This is a genomic window from Micromonospora foliorum (assembly GCF_022229015.1).
Classification (GTDB): domain Bacteria; phylum Actinomycetota; class Actinomycetes; order Mycobacteriales; family Micromonosporaceae; genus Micromonospora; species Micromonospora foliorum.
Map to the genome: position 1 here is coordinate 1 of NZ_JAKKFF010000117.1, position 18,130 is coordinate 18,130.

At 71.2% G+C, this 18,130-nt stretch carries 18 protein-coding genes; 11 read left to right on the forward strand and 7 right to left on the reverse strand.

The genetic code is table 11. From position 1 onward, the window contains the following. The coding region (locus tag PSH25_RS10690) for a chorismate-binding protein (RefSeq protein ID WP_238658898.1) at positions 1–439 on the forward strand (439 nt) is incomplete at its 5' end. Between the two features lie 5 nt (positions 440–444). After that, complete coding sequence (def, locus tag PSH25_RS10695) at positions 445–954, forward strand: peptide deformylase (RefSeq protein WP_238658900.1); 510 nt, start codon at positions 445–447, stop codon at positions 952–954. Here def and PSH25_RS10700 read toward each other — a convergent pair. Next, the gene (locus PSH25_RS10700) at positions 951–1,721 is read right to left on the reverse strand and encodes a sulfite exporter TauE/SafE family protein (protein ID WP_308193649.1); all 771 of its coding nucleotides are present in this window, start codon (positions 1,719–1,721) and stop codon (positions 951–953) included. The two genes, def and PSH25_RS10700, sit on opposite strands and share 4 nt — an antisense overlap. Positions 1,722–1,904: 183 nt before the next feature. On the opposite strand from PSH25_RS10700, the gene PSH25_RS10705 reads away from it, so the two are divergent. From PSH25_RS10705 to PSH25_RS33935, 4 genes are all read left to right on the forward strand, one after another. Further along, positions 1,905–2,684: an endonuclease/exonuclease/phosphatase family protein gene (locus tag PSH25_RS10705; RefSeq protein WP_238658901.1), complete on the forward strand. Its 780-nt coding sequence runs from the start codon at positions 1,905–1,907 to the stop codon at positions 2,682–2,684. A gap of 30 nt (positions 2,685–2,714) precedes the next feature. Continuing rightward, positions 2,715–3,515: an alpha/beta hydrolase gene (locus PSH25_RS10710; RefSeq protein WP_238658903.1), complete on the forward strand. Its 801-nt coding sequence runs from the start codon at positions 2,715–2,717 to the stop codon at positions 3,513–3,515. Positions 3,516–3,746: 231 nt separating this feature from the next. Then, complete coding sequence (locus tag PSH25_RS10720) at positions 3,747–5,849, forward strand: M14 family zinc carboxypeptidase (RefSeq protein WP_274527292.1); 2,103 nt, start codon at positions 3,747–3,749, stop codon at positions 5,847–5,849. Positions 5,850–5,945: 96 nt separating this feature from the next. Beyond that, the gene (locus PSH25_RS33935; protein ID WP_238658905.1) at positions 5,946–6,614 is read left to right on the forward strand and encodes a fasciclin domain-containing protein; all 669 of its coding nucleotides are present in this window, start codon (positions 5,946–5,948) and stop codon (positions 6,612–6,614) included. Positions 6,615–6,620: 6 nt separating this feature from the next. Here the strand turns inward: PSH25_RS33935 and PSH25_RS10730 are convergent, their stop codons facing one another. Beyond that, positions 6,621–7,616, reverse strand: a complete 996-nt coding sequence (locus tag PSH25_RS10730) for a tyrosine-type recombinase/integrase (RefSeq protein ID WP_238658906.1) — start codon at positions 7,614–7,616, stop codon at positions 6,621–6,623. Between the two features lie 120 nt (positions 7,617–7,736). Here PSH25_RS10730 and PSH25_RS10735 point away from each other — a divergent pair, with 120 nt between their 5' ends. Next, complete coding sequence (locus tag PSH25_RS10735; RefSeq protein ID WP_238658908.1) at positions 7,737–8,492, forward strand: hypothetical protein; 756 nt, start codon at positions 7,737–7,739, stop codon at positions 8,490–8,492. 57 nt (positions 8,493–8,549) lie between these two features. Here PSH25_RS10735 and PSH25_RS10740 read toward each other — a convergent pair whose 3' ends face one another. The 3 genes from PSH25_RS10740 to PSH25_RS10750 all read right to left on the reverse strand — a co-directional run bounded on the left by PSH25_RS10740 (position 8,550) and on the right by PSH25_RS10750 (position 11,725). Next, positions 8,550–8,990 carry a VOC family protein gene (locus tag PSH25_RS10740; protein ID WP_238658909.1) on the reverse strand — a complete coding sequence of 147 codons (441 nt, stop codon included), beginning with the start codon at positions 8,988–8,990 and terminating at the stop codon, positions 8,550–8,552. Positions 8,991–9,098: 108 nt separating this feature from the next. Beyond that, complete coding sequence (locus PSH25_RS10745; protein ID WP_238658911.1) at positions 9,099–9,881, reverse strand: alpha/beta fold hydrolase; 783 nt, start codon at positions 9,879–9,881, stop codon at positions 9,099–9,101. A gap of 245 nt (positions 9,882–10,126) precedes the next feature. Continuing rightward, complete coding sequence (locus PSH25_RS10750) at positions 10,127–11,725, reverse strand: beta-N-acetylhexosaminidase (protein ID WP_238658913.1); 1,599 nt, start codon at positions 11,723–11,725, stop codon at positions 10,127–10,129. 213 nt (positions 11,726–11,938) lie between these two features. Here PSH25_RS10750 and zwf point away from each other — a divergent pair, with 213 nt between their 5' ends. Further along, positions 11,939–13,318, forward strand: a complete 1,380-nt coding sequence (gene zwf / locus PSH25_RS10755) for a glucose-6-phosphate dehydrogenase (RefSeq protein WP_238658914.1) — start codon at positions 11,939–11,941, stop codon at positions 13,316–13,318. A gap of 31 nt (positions 13,319–13,349) precedes the next feature. On the opposite strand, the gene PSH25_RS10760 is transcribed toward zwf, so the two are convergent. Next, positions 13,350–14,027, reverse strand: a complete 678-nt coding sequence (locus PSH25_RS10760) for a TetR/AcrR family transcriptional regulator (RefSeq protein ID WP_238658926.1) — start codon at positions 14,025–14,027, stop codon at positions 13,350–13,352. A gap of 103 nt (positions 14,028–14,130) precedes the next feature. Between PSH25_RS10760 and PSH25_RS10765 the strand changes: the two genes are divergently transcribed. The 3 genes from PSH25_RS10765 (at position 14,131) to PSH25_RS33640 (ending at position 17,389) form a co-directional block, all read left to right on the forward strand. After that, positions 14,131–15,558 carry a DHA2 family efflux MFS transporter permease subunit gene (locus PSH25_RS10765; RefSeq protein ID WP_238658917.1) on the forward strand — a complete coding sequence of 476 codons (1,428 nt, stop codon included), beginning with the start codon at positions 14,131–14,133 and terminating at the stop codon, positions 15,556–15,558. Between the two features lie 260 nt (positions 15,559–15,818). After that, complete coding sequence (locus PSH25_RS10770) at positions 15,819–17,267, forward strand: OFA family MFS transporter (RefSeq protein ID WP_238658919.1); 1,449 nt, start codon at positions 15,819–15,821, stop codon at positions 17,265–17,267. Then, on the forward strand, positions 17,264–17,389 hold the full coding sequence (locus PSH25_RS33640) for an MFS transporter small subunit (RefSeq protein WP_274527293.1): 126 nt from the start codon (positions 17,264–17,266) through the stop codon (positions 17,387–17,389). Before PSH25_RS10770 ends, PSH25_RS33640 begins: the two co-directional genes overlap by 4 nt. A gap of 63 nt (positions 17,390–17,452) precedes the next feature. Here the strand turns inward: PSH25_RS33640 and PSH25_RS10775 are convergent. Continuing rightward, a partial coding sequence (locus PSH25_RS10775; RefSeq protein WP_238658920.1) for an SDR family oxidoreductase occupies positions 17,453–18,130 on the reverse strand: 678 nt, incomplete at its 5' end.

An 18,130-nucleotide genomic window follows, 5' to 3' on the forward strand; every position in this document is an offset into this window, starting at 1 on the left:
CGCCCGCACCGGCACCGTCACCGTCGACGACCTGTTCGCCGTGCGCCGCTGGTGCGACCTGTGGCAGGCCGAGTCGACCGTCCGCGCCACCGCCGCCGACGGCCTCGGCCTCGCCGACCTGCTGCGCGCCACCTGCCCCGGCGGCTCCGTCACCGGCGCCCCGAAACTCGCCGCCCTGACCCAGATCAGCGCCCTCGAACCCGTCGGACGGGGCGCCAGCATGGGCGCGCTGGGCTGGGTCACCCCGGGCCACATCGACCTCGGCCTGACCATCCGCACCGCCGCCGCCGACGGCCAACGGCTGCACACCTGGGCCGGCGGCGGCATCACCTGGGACAGCGACCCGCACGCCGAGGTCGCCGAGGCCGCCGCGAAGACCACCCCGATCCGCGCCACCCTGGCCGGGCGCCGACCGCCGCACCCGACGGCGATACGCTGACCCGCATGACCATGCGGCCCATCCGGATCATCGGCGACCCTGTCCTGCGCACCGGATGCGAACCGGTCACCACCTTCGACGCCGAGCTGCGCGCCCTCGTCACCGACCTGATGGACACCCTGCTCGGCGCCCCCGGCCGCGCCGGCGTCGCCGCACCGCAGATCGGCGTCAGCGCCCAGGTGTTCGTCTACGACGCCGACGGGCACCGCGGCCACCTCATCAACCCCACCCTCGAGCTGTCCGAGGAGCTCCAGGACGACGAGGAGGGCTGCCTGTCCATCCCCGGGCTGTACTTCCCGACCGTGCGGGCCCTGCACGCCACCGCCCACGGCGTCGACCAGCACGGCGAGCCGCTGACCATCGCCGGCAGCGGGTTCCTGGCCCGCGCCCTGCAACACGAGACCGACCACCTGGGCGGGAAGCTCTACGTCGACACCCTGCGCGGCGACACCCGCCGCCGGGCCCTGCGCGAGATCCGCGCCGGACGCTTCGACTCACCCAGCCGCCGCGGCTAGCTCACCCACTGGTCGTGGCCGAGCTTCGCGACCAACGCCACCACCACCACGAGCAGCACCACCCGCACGAACCCGGAGCCGCGACGCAACGCCATCCGCGCCCCCAGCACCGCGCCGGCGATGTTGCACACCGCCATGGCGGCGCCCAGCAACCACCACACGTGCCCGGTCACCCCGAACACCACAAGCGCGCCCAGGTTCGTCCCCGCGTTGACGACCTTCGCCATCGCCGAGCCGTGCACGAAGTCCGCGCCGACAAGCGCGGTGAACGCCACCACCAGGAACGTGCCGGTGCCCGGGCCGATCAACCCGTCGTACAGGGCGATCCCCACCCCGGCCACCGCGATCACCATCGCCACCCGCACCGGAGTGCGCCGCTGCGGCGCCGGCAGCACCCCCAGCCGGGGACGCAGCAGCACGAACACCGCCACCGCCACCAACACGACCAACACCACCGGCCGGTACGCCGACGCCGGCACCGCCCCGGCGAGAGCCGCGCCCACACCCGCGCTGACCACCGCCAACCCCGCCGCCGGCCCCGCCACCCGCCAGTCGACAGTCGTCCGGCGGGCGTACGTCGCCGCCGCCGTGGCCGTACCGAAGATCGCGGCCAACTTGTTCGTGCCCAGCGCGGTGGCCACCGGCAACCCCGGGGCGGCCACCAGCAACGCCGGCAGCAGCAACAACCCGCCACCACCGACCACGGCATCGACCCACCCGGCCATCGCCGCGGCGGCCAGCAGCGTACTCAGCGTCACGGCGTCCACGGGCGGCAATTCTGCCCACCCGACGCGCCCCACCAGCCCCCGAGTGGCAAGCCTCACCCGGTCACCGACCCCGCGTACGCCGCAACCACACCCCCAACGCCCCGACCGCCACGAACACCAGCACCGAGCACAGCAACACCTTCACCACCCGGCAACCATGCCACGGGCACGTAAGGTGCAGGAGTGCGCCTGGCCACGTTCAACCTGCTGCACGGACGGTCCCTCACCGACGGGCTCGTCGACCCCGCCCGACTCGCCGCCGCCATCGCCGCCCTCGACGCCGACGTGCTCGCCCTGCAGGAGGTCGACCGCGACCAACACCGCAGCGGAAACCTCGACCTCACCGCCATCGCCGCCCGCGCCCTCAACGCACCCCACCACCGCTTCGCCGCCGCCGTCGTCGGCACCCCCGGCGAACAGTTCCGCCCGCTGCGCCACGACGACGACGGCCACGGCGAACCCTGCTACGGCATCGGGCTGATCAGCCGACACCCCGTCCGCAGCTGGCAGGTCACCCGACTCAAGCCGGCACCCGTGCGCTCACCGGTCTACGTGCCCGGCCCCCGCGGCGGCCTCATCCTGCTGCACGACGAACCCCGCGTGGTCCTCGCCGCCGTCCTGGACACCCCCCACGGCCCCCTCACCGTCGCCGCGACCCACCTGTCCTTCGTGCCCGGCTGGAACGCCCGCCAACTACGCCAGACCGTCCGCGCCCTGCGCGCCCTACCGGGCCCCCGCGTCCTGCTCGGCGACCTCAACCTGCCCGCCGGCGCGGCCCGGCTCATCTCCGGCTGGCACCCCCTGGGCCGACGCCCCACCTACCCCTCCGGGCAGCCCCGCGTCCAACTCGACCACATCCTCGCCGACCGGCACGCCCTCGCCGACCTCCCACCGGTACGCGCCGTCACCGCACCACCGTCCACCATCTCCGACCACCGCCCCCTGCTGGTCGACCTCGGCTGACACCGTCCCCGACACCACAGGGAGCTGACCATGAACGACGCGCCGGACACGATCGTCCTCATCCACGGGTTCTGGGTCACCCCCCGCAGCTGGGAAAACTGGGTCACCCACTACCAGGACAAGGGCTTCCGGGTGCTCACCCCCACCTACCCCGGGCTGGAAGGCGAGGTCGAGGCGATCAACGCCGACCCCAGCCCCCTGGAAACGCTGACCGCGCCGCAGGTCATCGCGCACCTGTCCACGGTGGTCGCCGCGCTGCCCACGCCGCCGATCCTGATGGGCCACTCCGCCGGCGGGGCGTTCACCCAGGTGCTGCTCGACCGCGGCTACGGCGCCAGTGCCGTCGTGCTCAACTCGGCACCCACCGAAGGCGTCCGGAACATCCCCTTCTCGCAGCTGCGCTCCACCTTCCCGGTGCTGCGCAACCCCGCCAACCGGCACCGCGCCGTCGGGTTCACCTTCGAGCAGTGGAACTACGCGTTCACCAACACCTTCGACGAGCAGACCGCCCGCGCCCTGTACGAGCGCTACGCCATCCCCGCCGCCGGCGGCATCCTCTGGGACAGCGTCCTGGCCAACCTGCTGCCCGGCCCCCAGGGCATCGCCGTCGACTACCACAACGACCAGCGCGCGCCGCTGCTGTTCATCTCCGGCTCGGAAGACCACATCCAGCCGCCGAGCGTGCAACGCGCCAACGCCGCGCTCTACCGGGGCGACACCATCACCGAGGTCGAGCTCTTCGAGGGGTACCCGCACCTGCTGCCCGCCCAGCAGGGCTGGCAGCGCATCGCCGACGTCGCCCTCGACTGGGCCCTGCGGCACGCCCGCTGAGCACCACGCCCCGCCGCGCCGACCATTCGGCCTGACGCCACCCTCAAGGTCGACTCGGCTTCCTGAAAACCGGCGCATCCCCGCGCCCGGGACACCGCGCCTTCCTGAAAACCGAGTCGATCAAGGGCCGGCGGGGGAGCGGACCGCAAGATTCCCTCAAGATCATTGCATCGGCGAACTCCGACGATCATGCTGGTCGATACGCGCCACGATCAACTCGTCGGAGGCCACATGAGACGCAAGCGACCCACCCTCATCGCCGTGTCCACCCTCATCGCCATCACCCTCACCACCGCAACACCCACCCCCGCCAACGCCGCACCACCCGACCAGGTCACCGCCCTCACCGCCCACCAGGCCGACGGATACACCACCCTCGCCTGGCAACCCGTCGCCGGCGCCACCGACTACCAGATCGAACGCACCCCCGTCGACGCCACCGGCACCCCCACCGGCGCACCCACCATCGTCGGCGTCTGGCGACCCAACCGCCAGATCAACCAACAGGCACCCACCTTCGCCGACGCCGGCTACAACCCCGGCGACACCTTCCAATGGCGCGTACGCGCCCGCACCGGCACCACCGAACAGCCCTACTCCGACCCGGTCACCGCCACCACCACCGCACCCTGGGGCAACCCCGACACCCCCGGCGAAAACCTGCGCACCCAGTGGGAAACCACCCACGCCGCGCAATACACAAGCGACACCGACGAGTACGCCTACACCGCCGCCATCGACACCCTCAGCGACCGCGTCCGCGTCGTGGAACTCGGCCGCACCGTGCAGAACCGACCCATCAACATGCTCGTCATCGGCCACCCCACCCCACCGGCCACCCCCACGGCCGTCGCCGCCACCGCACCCGTGGCCATCAACTGCAACGTGCACGGCAACGAACCCGGCGACCGCGAAGCCTGCCTCATCATGGCCCGCCAACTCGCCTTCAGCACCGACCCCCGCATCACCGACCTGCTCAGCCACACCACCGTCCTGATCGTCCCCACCATCAACGGAGACGGCCGCGCCAACAACACCCGCGGCAACTCCACCGGCCAGGACCTCAACCGCGACTACTCGCTCATCCGCCAGCCGGAAACCACCGCGTACATCAGAATGGTCCGCGACTACCGACCCGTCGCCGGCTACGACGGCCACGAGTTCGGCAACTCCCGCGCCGGCGACCTGCCGATGCTGCCCCCACGGCACCAGAACGTCGCCCAACCCATCTTCGACCAGTCCCAGGACATGATCGAGGGCCACATGTACGCCAAGGGCGCCGAAGCCGGCTGGTGGGCCTGCCCCTACGGCTGCGAAGGCGGCGGCAACGTCGGCCTCAGCGAGGAAACCATCCTGCGCAACACCCTCGGGCTCAAGAACGTCACCAACTCCCTGCTGGAACTGCGCAGCTCCGGCGGCCAGACCCGCCCCGACGAGGGCAACACCGCCAACAACCGGCGCCGCAAGACCTACTCCGCCCTCTGGACGTTCCACCAGTTCCTCGACTACCACCGCGCCGACCGCGCCGACATCCTCAAGGCCCGCACCGAGGCCATCGAAACCCAGGCCGCCAACACCGGCCGGCTCGTCTTCCGCGGCTCCCGCCCCATCCCCGCCCACCCGGCACCGCACCCCGGCGACAGCCCACCACCACTCGACGCGCCCCCCGCCGACCTGATCCTCGACACCCCGCCCTGCGCCTACAAACTCACCGACGCGCAGTACAACGGCGCCCGCACCGACGGACCCGGCGGCGTCGGCACCACCGTCGCCCAACGCATCGCCGCCCACGGCTGGAAGGTCATCACCATCGGCGACGACCACTACGTCCCCCTCAACCAACCCGAACGCGGCCTCATCCCCCTGCTCCTCGACCCCAAGGGCGTGGAGAAGCTCACCGACGGCGAACGCGTCTATCCCACCCTCACCGGCCGCCGCAACGGACCCCTGGTCGTCACCGGGTTCACCTGCGCCGACGACGCCACCATCAACGGCCCGGTCACCGTCCGCCCCGGCACGGCACTCGTCACGACCGCGACGACCATCAGCGGCCCGCTCACCGCCACCGGCGCCGCCGGCGTCCTCCTCGCCGACAGCACCGTCAACGGCCCGGTCCGCATCGCCAACACCACCGACACGATCTCCATCATCGACGCCACCATCGCCGGCCCCGTCGACCTGACCGGCAACACCACCGGCGCCGACACACCCGTGCTGGCCGGCACCACCATCCGCGGCCCACTCAACTGCACAGGCAACAACCCCACCCCGGACAACCTCGGCATCGCCAACACCGTCCACGGCCCCCGCACCACCCAGTGCGCGGCACTGTGACCGACAACTAGCGAACCGTCACGCCGGCGGCGCGGCCCGACACCCGCGCCGCCGGCACCCCACCACCCACCAACCCCCGCACCCGTGGAGGCCGCCGTGTCGCACCCCGCCACCCCACCGCGACACCCCCGACGACCCCGCGGACCGCACGCCGCCCGGCGCGTCCGACGGGCGCTCGGCCCGCTCCTGCCAGCACTGCTGCTCGCCGCCTGCACCGGCAGCCCCGCAGCTCCCCACACGACCGCCGCACCCCAGGTCACCGGGGAACTCTGCGCCGCCCTGCCCACCGGCACCGAACCCGGCAACCCGAGCTTCCTCGCCGGTCAACCCGTCGACCAGGCGCTGCGCTGGATCCCCACCCTCACCACGTTCGAAGCGGCCCTGCGTACCAGCGGCGTCCTCACCGACCTGCCCGCCGGCGTCACCGTCCTGGCACCCTCCGACGACGCCTTCGCCGCCACGTTCTCCGAGGACAACTGGGACGACCTCATGACCCGCCACACCGACCAGCTCCGCACCCTGCTGAAAGCCCACCTCATCACCGGAACACACCCGATCGCCGACCTCACCACCGCCGGCACCGCCACCACCCTCGACGGCGTCACCATCACCGTCACCCGCACCGGGGACACCGCCCGCATCGGCGACCGCGCCGACACAGTCTGCGCCGACTACCAGGCCACCAACGCCCGCATCCACATCATCAACGCCGTCCTCGGCCCCCTGCCCGTCACCGCCGACGGCACCGGCGACCGCGCACACTGACCACGCTCACCCCGGCGGCACCAGACCCGCCAGCGCGCGGTTGGTCCGGTTGGCGCGCACCGCATCGCGCTGCTGCCCGGCCGTCACCTCGATGTACGTCTGCGACGACGCCAACGACGCGTGCCCCAACAACCGCATGATCTCCGCCGCGCTCGCACCGTCCTCCGCCAACCGGGTCGCGAAGGTGTGCCGCAACGCGTGCAGCCGCGCGCCACGCGGCACCCGGTCACCGATACCGGCCCGCCGGTAACACGACTCGACGAGATACTGCAGGCCACCACGGCGCAACGGCTCACCACGCCGATCCACCAGGAACGCCGAGTCGGGGCGTACCGACCGCGAACCGAAGCGCCGCACCCGACTGTCCAGGTAGTCGCGCAGCACCCGGTCCAGATCCGCCTCGATCGGCACCACCCGAGGCCGCCCGCCCTTGCCCGCCACCTCGACCCGCCGCTCACCCGGCCGACCGCCGAGCGAGTCGACCCGCAACGCCAACAGCTCCGACAGGCGCAGCCCGGCGCAGAGCGCCACCGCCAACACCGCCACGTCCCGCTCCGGCCACGGGTCGCGTTGCCGACCGTCGTCGCGCGCGGCGGACGCGAGCAGCACCTCGGGGGTGTCCGCGCCACGCAGCGGCTTGGGCTGGGGGAGTAGCGCCCGAGGGCGCCCGACCGCCGGCATCGGGTTGCCCGCCACGAACCCGTCAGCGACCAGGAACGTGAAGAAACTGTTCCAGGTGGACCAGGCCCGATGCACCGACGCGGGCGCCCGGGGAGCGGCGAACCGGGCGAAGGCCGCCCGCATCACCCGGGGGGAGAGGTCGGTGATCGACAACGCGTCCAGGGGGAGGGGAGGGGTGAAATCCTCCGCGACCAGGGCGGCCACCGTGTGCAGATCCCTGCGGTACGCGGCCAGGGTGTGCGGGGAGGGCTTGCGGGTGGCCCGCGCGGTCAGGAACTCCTCGATCAGCACCGCGAGCGATTCGTCCTGTTTGTCATGCATAAGGGATATTATGCAGCATTTTCGCGTATCCGGGAAGCGGATGAGCCAGGGGAGAGGGCCACATCCCAGAGCGCCACGAGTACGCCTGGAGCTGATCGAGAAGCACGTATCGTCCCCGGCATGACGTCGCTCGCCGCCACCTGTCCCACCTGTGGCCGGCTCGGCACGCCCATCGCGTACCGGGACCTCGACGGTCCGACGGATCTGGTCTGCTCCGAGGGGCACCAGTGGCGGGCCGCCGGCCGAGCCGGGCGGGCTCCCTGTGCGTCGCCCGCCGCCATGAACCGCGACGCGCAGGACGCAACGACCCGGACGGCGCCCATGGATGTCAACAAGGACGGCCGCACCTGGCGGATCGGCACGGCCAGCGACGTCGCTTGGCTCGCCGGGCGCACCACGCAGGGTTTCTCGGTCACCACCGCGATCCCGCCGGTGTTCGAGGCGTACGGCACCTTCCACCCACCGGAAGGGGTCGGTCTCGACGCCCACGAACGCGCGGTGGTCGACGAGCTGGTGTCGTGCACACCGGATCAGCCCTGGTGGCTGGGATTCCTCGACACCGGCGCCCACGACGTCGTCTTCCCGCATGCCCCAAGAGTGTCCCTCTACTGGGACTGGCCCTACGTGTTGGTCGAGGCCGGGCCGGAACAGGCCCTCACCTGGCGGACCGGTCACATGCGCGGCGACGGAACGCTGCCCGACCTGTTCTTCCCGGCGGATCGCTCCTGGCTCGTCTCCGCCCTGTGGGACGACACCTGGACCGACATCGGGGCCAGCGCCGCCGTGCTCGCGGCGCTGGCGCGCAACCCGCTGGTCAACGCGCGCCTCGTCGGGCCGGACGAGGACGCGTGCCCGCCCGGCCTGACGCGCGACTGACCCCGGTTGGGCGACGGCGAGGGGACCGCCAGAACGCCTTACTTTACATAATGTGCGTTATCGAATCGCCTTGTGGTGATGGTGGGGTGGGTCGCTTGTGGCCTGTTGCTGCGGCGCCAGGGTGCGTAGGACGCAGAATTCGTTGCCCTCCGGGTCTGCCATGACCACCCAGTTTCGCTCTGCGCCCTGGCCCACATCCGTCCTGGTGGCACCGAGGCCGAGCAATCTGATCACCTCGTTCCCGGTGCTGCCGTCGATCGGGCTGACGTCGAGGTGAAGCCGGTTCTTGACGGCCTTGCCCTCGGGCACCTGGATGAACAGCACGGTGGGCGGCATCTGGCGGGCCCGAACCTCCTCGACGGTCGGCACCCAGGAGCCGATCTCGACCCTGCCCACGCCCCTGTCGATCACCGTGAAATCCAGGACCTCGCACCAGAAGGCCGCCACCCTCTCCGGGTCGTGGCAGTCAACGGCCAGCTCGGTGAACCTACTTGTCACGATTCTCCCTGGTGGTACGGACGGCGCGAGCGTTTCGAGGCCCGCAAGGGCGCCCGTTGGGGCCGGTCCCCCATTGTCCAACCAGTAGCGATGCGGTTCGGTCCGGGCCTAGCCGCGGGTACGGCGCAGCCAGTCGTGGGTGAGCGAGCGCAGCAGGGTGGGTTGTTCGTACGGCAGGTAGTGTCCGGCCGCGTCGATCATGGTGTAGGTGCCGCGCGGATAGTGGCGCATGGCGCGGAACTGGTCGGCGTAGCCGACGATCCGGTCCTGTCGGCCGGTGACCACGGTGACCGGGCCGTCGAAGGCGACCTCGGCGGTCTCGTCGGGTAGCGCGTAGTCGGGACCGCTCTGCAGCTCCTGTTGGAAGGTCGCGTCGCCGGGGCCGCCGGAGTGCAGTGCCGCGAGCACCGTCGCGACGACGGCTGGGGTGCGGTGGCCGAGGGCGGCGTCGAGGTGTGCGCGCAGTCCGGTGGGAGCGGCGTCGAGCCAGCCGGTGGGCGCTTCGAGTGGTGGGTCGTCGGGCAGGTCCCGGCTGTCGCGGGCGATGGTGACACCGGGACAGACCAGGAGCAGGCCGCGGACGAGGTCGGGTCGTTGGCGGGCGATGCCGGCGGCCAGGTACGCGCCGTAGGAGCCACCGGCGAGCAGGACTGGCGTGTCGAGGTGGTGGTCGATCCAGGCGCAGACGGTGTCCAGCAGCGCTTGGGAGGTGGGTGGGCAGTTCGCGGGGGTGTCTCCGTGGCCGGGCAGGTCCAGGTAGATCTCTCGTAGGCCCTCCCCTGCGAGGGCGGGGCGGAAGGCTGCGGCGGTGGCGGCGCGGCTCATGCTGAACATGGGTAGGCACACCACAGGTGGTCCGGTCTCCGCTGATTGATCGACCGCCAGGTTCATGGTCGAGATGCTACTGAGGGTGTTGGCTTGGTGTGTACGGCGTAGGTGGACGGTGATGGCACGGCACAAGAGGGGTGGTTGTGTCGTGGGTGACGACAGTCTGGCCGGTCCGAAGGCCACCGAGGTCGAGGCGCCGGATCTCGACCCGTCGCTGAAGGCGTTGGACACCGTCTGCGGTCGCTGACCGTCGTGGGCACCGGCCGGGTCGGCCGGTGCCCACGAAGAGTGTGCGAGGTGGGTACGGGTCAGAGCCAGGGCACCTGCGGGGACGGGTAGAAGTCGACCTGTTGCAGTCGCCAGCGGGGTGCCTGCTCCCCCAGCCGGGCCCGGAACGACTCCCAGTCGTGGCTGGCGGAGGTGGACCAGCCGAGTTCGGCGATGGCGGGCAGGCGGGGGAAGGCCATGTATTCGATGTCGTCGAGGGTGCGCAGCGTCTCGGACCACAGCGGGGCCTCGACGCCGAGGATGGCGGTCTCGCCGACGCCGGTGACCCGGGTGGCGGGGTCCCAGCCGTACGCGTCGGACACCTCGATGAGGCCGGCCCAGCGGAGGCCGAGGCGGGTGTTGGCGTCGTACTTCATGTCCAGGTAGGACTTGTTCGCCGGCGACATGATGATTTTGTTGCCGCGGGCGGCGGCCGCGGCGAGGCTGGCGTTGGTGGTGCCGGTGCCCCAGAACTGGGCGACGACGTCGGTGCTCGGGTCGGCCTGGGTGATCTCGTTCCATCCGGAGGCGCGCTTGCCGTACTTCGCGACCAGGGGCAGGACCCGGTTCATGAAGGTGCGGTAGTCCTCGTCGGTGGTGGCGTGGGCTTCGTCGCCGCCGATGTGCAGGAATGGTCCGGGTGTGATGGCGGCGAGTTCGCGGATGACGTCCTCGACGAAGCGGTAGGTGAGGTCGTCGTTGATGCAGAGGGAGCTGTAGCCGACCGCGATGTCGGTGCGCGGGGGCGGTGCGACGCCGTCGCAGTTGAGTTCGGGGTACGTCGACTGGGCGGCGTTGGTGTGCCCGGGCATGTCGATCTCGGGGATGATCGTGATGTGTCGGGCGGCGGCGTAGGCGACGACGGCCTGGTAGTCGGCCTTGGTGAGGTATCCGGGGCCGACGCCGTCGACTCCGGTGCCGGGTCCGCCGCCGACGGTGGTGAGGCGGGGCCAGGAGTCGATCTGGATGCGCCAGCCCTGGTCGTCGGTCAGGTGCAGGTGCAGGTAGTTGATTTTGTACTGGGCGAGCAGGTCCACGTAGGCGGTGATGTCGTCGACGGTGTGGAAGTGGCGGGCGAGGTCGAGCATCGCGCCCCGGTAGGCGAAGCGGGGGTGGTCGACGATTCGTCCGCCGGGGACGGTCCAGGTGCTCCGTTGCCGGTCGGGTGCCTCGATCTCGGCGGGGAGCAGTTGGCGCAGGGTCTGGGTGCCGGCGAACAGTCCGGCGGGGGTGTTGGCGCGGATGGTGACGCCGCGGCGGGTGACGTCGAGTTGGTAGCCCTGTTGGCCGATGCGGTCGTCGGCGTCTCCGATGAGCAGGGCGATCTCGGGTAGCGGGGTGGATCGTGTGGACAGGACGGGCAGGGGGTGGCCGGTGGCGGGGCGCAGCGTGGTGGCGAGTTGTTCGCCGATGCGCCGGGCGGCGGCTGAGCCTGGGGTGGTGCGGATCACGGTCGGGCGGGTGATCCGGAACGTGTTGTTGGCGTCGGGGTGGGTTTCGACAGGTGCGGGGATGACGTCGTCGAGGTGTCGGGCTGGTGGGGTCGGTGCCGCGGCGGTGGCGGGGGTGGCGGGCAGGATGAGTGGGAGTGCGAGTGCGGCTAGGGCCAGCAGCCGTGTGGTGGTGTGTCGGCGACGCACGGTACCTCCAGGCCTCGTCATGATCGACCTTCGTCGATTAGAATCGCAGGCTACCGGCGCTCCGCCTGTACTGTAAACCTTCCTTAACATAAGGGCTCGTCGAGACAGTGTTGTCGCCGACCTCACGTACGCCGCACGCTGGGGAATTCCTGGAGTGGGTCGTGCCGTTGTCCGTTCGGAAGATCAGGTTCGGATGATCGAATGGGAAGTGCCATGCACATGCGCTCAGACGCGGTAGTGCTGTTCGGCGTCACGGGAGACCTTGTCTCGAAGAAGCTGTTCCCGGCGCTGTACGAGCTGACCCGGCGCGACCGCCTCGACGTTCCGGTGATCGGCGTGGCCCGCTCCCCCTGGGATGATCAGCAGCTGGTCACCATGGCCCGCAAGTCGGTCACCGAGGCCGATGACGAGATCGACGACGAGACGTTCGATCGGCTGGCCGACAACCTTTCGATGATCTCTGGCAACTACGCGGACCCGACGACGTACCAGCGGCTGGCTGAGCGGTTGCGCGACGCCGAGCGGCCGGTCTTCTACCTGGCCATCCCTCCGGCGGTGTTCGGCTCCGTCGTCGAGGGCCTGGCGGCGGTGGGTCTGGCCGACCGGGGCCGGGTGATCGTGGAGAAGCCGTTCGGGCGTGACCTGGAGTCCTCCCGCGAGTTGGAGCGCATGCTGGGCGCGGCCTTCGCGCCGGAGCGGGTGTTCCGCATCGACCACTACCTCGGCAAGGAAGCCGTCGAGGGCCTCTACGCCTTCCGGTTCGCCAACCGGCTGTTCGAGCCGCTGTGGAACAACGAGCACATCGACAACATCCAGGTGACCCTCGCCGAGGGTTTCGGCACGCAGGGCCGGGCCGGCTTCTACGACACGGTGGGCGCGACCCGGGACGTGCTGCAGAACCACATCCTGCAGGTCGTCGCGCTCATCGCGATGGAGGCGCCCGCCAGCGAGGACGCCGCGGCGTTCCGGGAGGCGGAGGCCGCTGTGCTGCGGCAGATCGCGCCGCTGTCGCCAGAGTCCACCGTCCGGGGGCAGTACGCCGGCTACCGCGAGGAGCCGGGGGTGGCGGCGGACTCGAACACGGAGACGTTCGTGGCGACCAGGCTGACGGTCGACTCCCCCCGCTGGGCGGGTGTGCCCTTCTACCTGCGCACCGGCAAGTCACTGCCGGGCACGGCGACCGAGGTCGTGGTCGAGTTCAAGCAGCCGCAGCGCTCGCTGATCCCCGCCGAGCGGGGCACGGCGACCGCGGCGAACCTGTTGCGCTTCCGCCTGGGGCGCGGTGACGGCATCACCATGTCGATCCAGGCGAAGAGCCCGGGTGCCGAGGTGGCGAGCCGTCCGGTGGACCTGTCCGTCGACTTCGGCGCGGCTCTCGGTCGCCGGCAGGAGGCGTACGAGCGGCTGCTCGACGACGCGATGGACGGGCAGCACCTGCGCTTCGCGCGGGCCGAGACGATCGAGCAGGAGTGGCGCATCGTCGAGCCGATCCTGGATCTGGCGGCGGCGGTGCAGTCGTACGAGAAGGGCAGTTGGGGTCCGGCGGACGCCGACGCGTTGGCCGGCGGCTGGCACCTCCCGGACCTGCGGTAGCGGAGGGCGGCGCCGCTCGCGGGCGGTGGGGTCAGCCGGTGGTACGGGTCGCCGGGCGGATGCCGCGGATGCCGGCGACGGCGAACTCGATGCCCAGGTCGTAGTAGCCGTCCCGGTCGCCGCAGAGGGTGAGCGCGTCGGCGGCGGCGAGGACGTGCGGGAAACGCTGCGGCGCCAACGCCTGCAGCGCGGCCCGCTTGGCGCGGATGGCGTCGTCGCGGGTGTCCGGGTCGGTGCTGCCCATGGCGCCGGGTTCGGTGGCGACGAGGGTCACCAGGGAGCAGAGGGCCTGGCTGCCGATCTCGGTGGCCTGCTCCGGGGGGTAGCCCGCCCCGTCGAGCAGGGCGAGGATGCGCTCCACCAGGATCAGGCCCGGCTCGGACAGCAGGATGCGGGTGGGCACGAGGCCGGCGACTGTGGGGTGTGGGCGCAGCACGGCGAGGCAGGCGGCCAGGATGGCGCGGACCTGCTCGTCCCAGGGTGCGGTGCTCGGCTCGGGTAGGCGGATGTCGGCAAGCAGGCGTGCGGCGAGCGCGTCGAGCAGGTCGCCCTTGTCCCGGAAGTGCCGGTAGAGCGCCATCGGGGTGACGCCGTGTTCCTGGGCCAGCCGGCGGATGGTGATCGCGGAGAGGCCCTCGGCGTCGGCGATGCGCAGCGCGCTCGTGACGATCGCGGTGGGGTCGAGACGTTGCGGGGTGTCCTTGCTCATACTGGCCACGATGCCAGTGTACTACGTACACATCGCGGTATACGTTGTAGATGTACGGCGTATACCGCGTCGTGCGTGAAGTCTTCTCTCCGATGAGGTAGGCATGCGACGTAGTCCCTGGGCAACTCTGGCGGTGCTGTCGGTGGCGCAGTTCATCGTCATCCTCGACGTGACGATCGTGAACGTGGCGCTGCCCAACATCCAGTCCGATCTGAGCTTCACCGCTGACGACCTGCAATGGGTCATCAGCGCGTACACCCTGCTCTTCGGTGGTTTCCTGCTGCTCGGCGGTCGCGCCGCCGACCTGCTCGGCGCCCGCCGGATCTTCATCGTCGGCCTGGTGCTGTTCGGGGCGATGTCCCTGCTCGCCGGGCTCGCCACCTCGCCCGGCCTGCTGATCGCCGCGCGCGCCGTGCAGGGCCTGGGCGGCGCGTTGCTCTCCCCCGCGGCGTTGGCCATCCTCACCGTCACCTTCGCGCACGGACGGGAGCGCAACATCGCCATGGGCATCTGGGGTGCCCTCGCCGGGCTCGGCGGCACCCTGGGCGTGGTGGCCGGCGGCCTGCTCGTCGACGCGCTGAGCTGGCGGTGGGTGTTCTTCGTCAACGTACCCATCGTCATCGCGCTCGTGGCGATCGTGCCGACCTTCGTGGCGGCCGTGCGGCACTCCCAGCCCGGCCCCCGGACCTTCGACGCGCTCGGCGCGGTCCTCGGCACCACCGGCCTGCTCGCCGTCGTGTTCGGCGTGGTCCGGGCCGAGTCCGCCGGCTGGGGCTCGGCGCAGGTGCTGGCCACCCTCATCGGCGGGGTCGCGCTGCTGGCGGTCTTCGTCGGTGTCGAGGCGCGTTCGACCGCGCCGCTGGTGCCGCTGCGGCTGTTCCGCTCCCGGGCGCTGAGTGTCTCCAGTGGGGCGCTGGCGCTCAACGGCGCCGCGTTCCTGTCGATGTTCTTCCTCACCGCGATCTACCTGCAGCAGGTACGCGGCGCCTCGCCGTTGACCGCCGGCCTGCAGTTCCTGCCGATGGGCGCGACGGCCATCGTCGGCGCCGCCCTCGCCACCCAACTGGTGCACCGACTCGGCACCCGCACCCTGCAGATCATCGGCGCGCTGCTCAGCGTGACCGGCCTGCTGCTGCTCAGCGGGGCGAGCGCCACCGGCTCGTACGCCGGCGAACTGCTGCCCGGCCTGCTGCTGTTCGGCCTGGGCATCACCACGCTGGGCGTACCCGCCCAGATCTCCGCGATCTCCGACGTCGAACACCATGAGGCCGGCGCCGCGTCCGGCGTGGTCACCGCCGTGTACCAGGTCGGCGGCGCCCTCGGGTTGGCCATCGTCACCACACTGTCGGTCACCCACGTCACCGAGGCACTCAGTCGCGGTGCCGGTCAGCAGCAGGCGCTTGTCGACGGGTTCCACCGCGGGCTGTTGATCGCGGCCGTCTTCGCGATCGTCAACCTGGTCATCTCGCTGGCCACCCCGCAACTGCGCCCCGACGCCGAGCGGGTCGCCGAGGCGGCGGTCGCGGCCTGAGCCGGCGCGCTGGAGGTCGGCACGGTCGGCCTCCAGTGGCAGCGTGATCGACTCGGTTTTCCGGCATGTCGCGGTGTCCGGCTCTGTGCGACACCCCGAGTTTCCGGAAGCCGAGTCGATCACGCGCGCACCGGGCGGGCGCTGACTGACCGCTCAGCTCAGCGGAGCGACCGTCCGGCGACGGTGAGGTTTGCCGCTCACGACTGGTGTGGGCACGTTGTCTGCGACGTTTCTCGTCCTCATCGGAGAGGAAGCAGCGCATGCTTTCCGCACTCGATCGTCGGCACACCGTCGCGCCGCCCGGCTACAGCCGCTGGCTGATCCCCCCGGCGGCGTTGGCCATCCACCTCTGCATCGGTCAGGTCTACGCCACCAGCGTCTACAAGAACTCCCTGATCGCTCACTTCGACACCAGTCAGACGGCGATCGGGGTGATCTTCAGCATCGCGATCGTGATGCTCGGGTTGTCCGCCGCGGTCGCCGGGACGTGGGTGGAGGCGAACGGGCCGCGTAAGGCCATGTTCGTCTCGGCCTGTTTCTGGGCGGCGGGTTTCCTGGTGGGCTCGCTGGGCATCGCCACGAAGCAGTTGTGGCTGTTGTATCTGGGCTACGGGCTGCTCGGCGGCATCGGGCTGGGCATCGGCTACATCTCCCCCGTCTCCACCCTGATCAAGTGGTTCCCGGACCGGCCGGGGCTGGCCACCGGGTTGGCGATCATGGGGTTCGGTGGTGGGGCGATGGTCGCCTCTCCCCTGTCGCGGCAACTGCTGTCGTTCTACGACGCCGGCTACGACCCGGCCAACGCGGGGTCGACGGCGTCGGGCAGCGCCCTGGTGTGGCTGTTCGTGACGCTCGGCCTGGGCTACTTCGTGATCATGATGTTCGGGGTGGCGAACGTGCGGGTGCCGGCGCAGGGCTGGCGGCCGGCCGGCTTCGACCCGGCCAGCGTGGCGGCGAAGCCGCTGGTCACCACGGCGAACGTGTCGGCGGCGAACGCGGTGAAGACCCGCTCGTTCTGGCTGCTGTGGGTGGTGCTGTTCTGCAACGTGACTGCGGGCATCGGCATCCTGGAGCAGGCCAGCCCGATGATCCAGGACTTCTTCCGCGACAACGGCACCTCGGCGGTGACCGTCGCGGCGGCCGGTGGGTTCGTGGGTCTGCTGTCGCTGTTCAACATGGCCGGCCGGTTCGCGTGGTCGTCCACCTCGGACGTCATCGGCCGCAAACCGATCTACCTGGTGTACCTGGGTGTCGGCATGGTGCTCTACGCGCTGCTGGCGCTCGTCGGGCAGACCTCGACGGCCCTGTTCGTGCTGCTGGCCTGCGTGATCCTGTCGTTCTACGGCGGTGGGTTCGCGACCGTGCCGGCGTACCTGCGGGACCTGTTCGGCACCTTCCAGGTCGGCGCGATCCACGGTCGGCTGCTGACCGCCTGGTCGGCGGCGGGGATCGCCGGTCCGCTGATCGTCAACGGGTTCCTCGACGCGCAGGGCGAGCCGGGCTCGCTGACCGCCGCGGCGTACCGCCCGGCGCTGTTCACGATGGTGGGGGTACTGGCCGTGGGCTTCGTGGCCAACCTGCTGGTGCGGCCGGTGCCGCAGCGCTACCACGAACCGTCGGCGGAACAGGACGTGCAACAGGGCGCGGACGGCAACCGGGACCTGGACGTGGACGAGGACACGACGGCGCAGAGGAGTGGTACGCGATGAGTGAGGACAGCCGACCCGGGCAGCAGGCCCGGTTGTGGATCTCCTGGTTGGTGGTGGCGGCGCTGCTCGGCTACGGGGTGGCACAGACCGTCATGACCGCGGCGAAGCTGTTCACCCACTGAGCCGGCACCGGCGGTCTCCGACCGCGTGAACGCCCGGCGGTCTCCGACCGCTTGGACGCGTGGTCAGAGACCGCCGGAGACCCGCAGCACCGTCCCGGTGGCGTACGAGGCGTCCGGGCCGAGCAGCCAGGCGATGGCGGCGGCGATCTCGTCGGGTTCGCCGGCACGGCCCAGCGGGATGCGACCGACGGCGGACTCGGCGCGGTCGGGCACCCCGGAGTCGGCGTGGATGTCGGTGCGCACGATGCCGGGAGCCACGGCGTTGACCCGGATGCCCTTCGGGGCGAGTTCCTTGGCCAGGCCGACGGTGAGGGTGTCGGTGGCGGCCTTCACGGCGGCGTAGTGCACGTACTCCCCCGGGCTGCCGAGCGTCGCGGCGGCCGACGAGACGTTGACGATCGCCCCGCCGTCGGTGAGCCGCCGGGCGGCCTGCTGGGCGCAGAGGACGTAACCGACGAGGTTGACGTCGACGACCCGGCGCAGGTCCTCGACGCGCAGCTCGGTGAAGGGCCCGATGAGGCTGGTGACGCCGGCGTTGTTGACCAGCCCGGTGAGCGGGCCGAGTTGAGTGGCCGCGTCGAACAGGGCGTGCACCTGCTCGGGGTCGGTGGTGTCGGCGCGTACCGCGATGGCCTGTGCCCCGGCGGCCCGCAGGTCGGCCAGGAGGGCGGTGGCGGCGGCCTCGTCGCGGCGGTAGCACAGGGCGACGTGGTGACCGGCGGCGGCGAGCCGGCGGGCGGT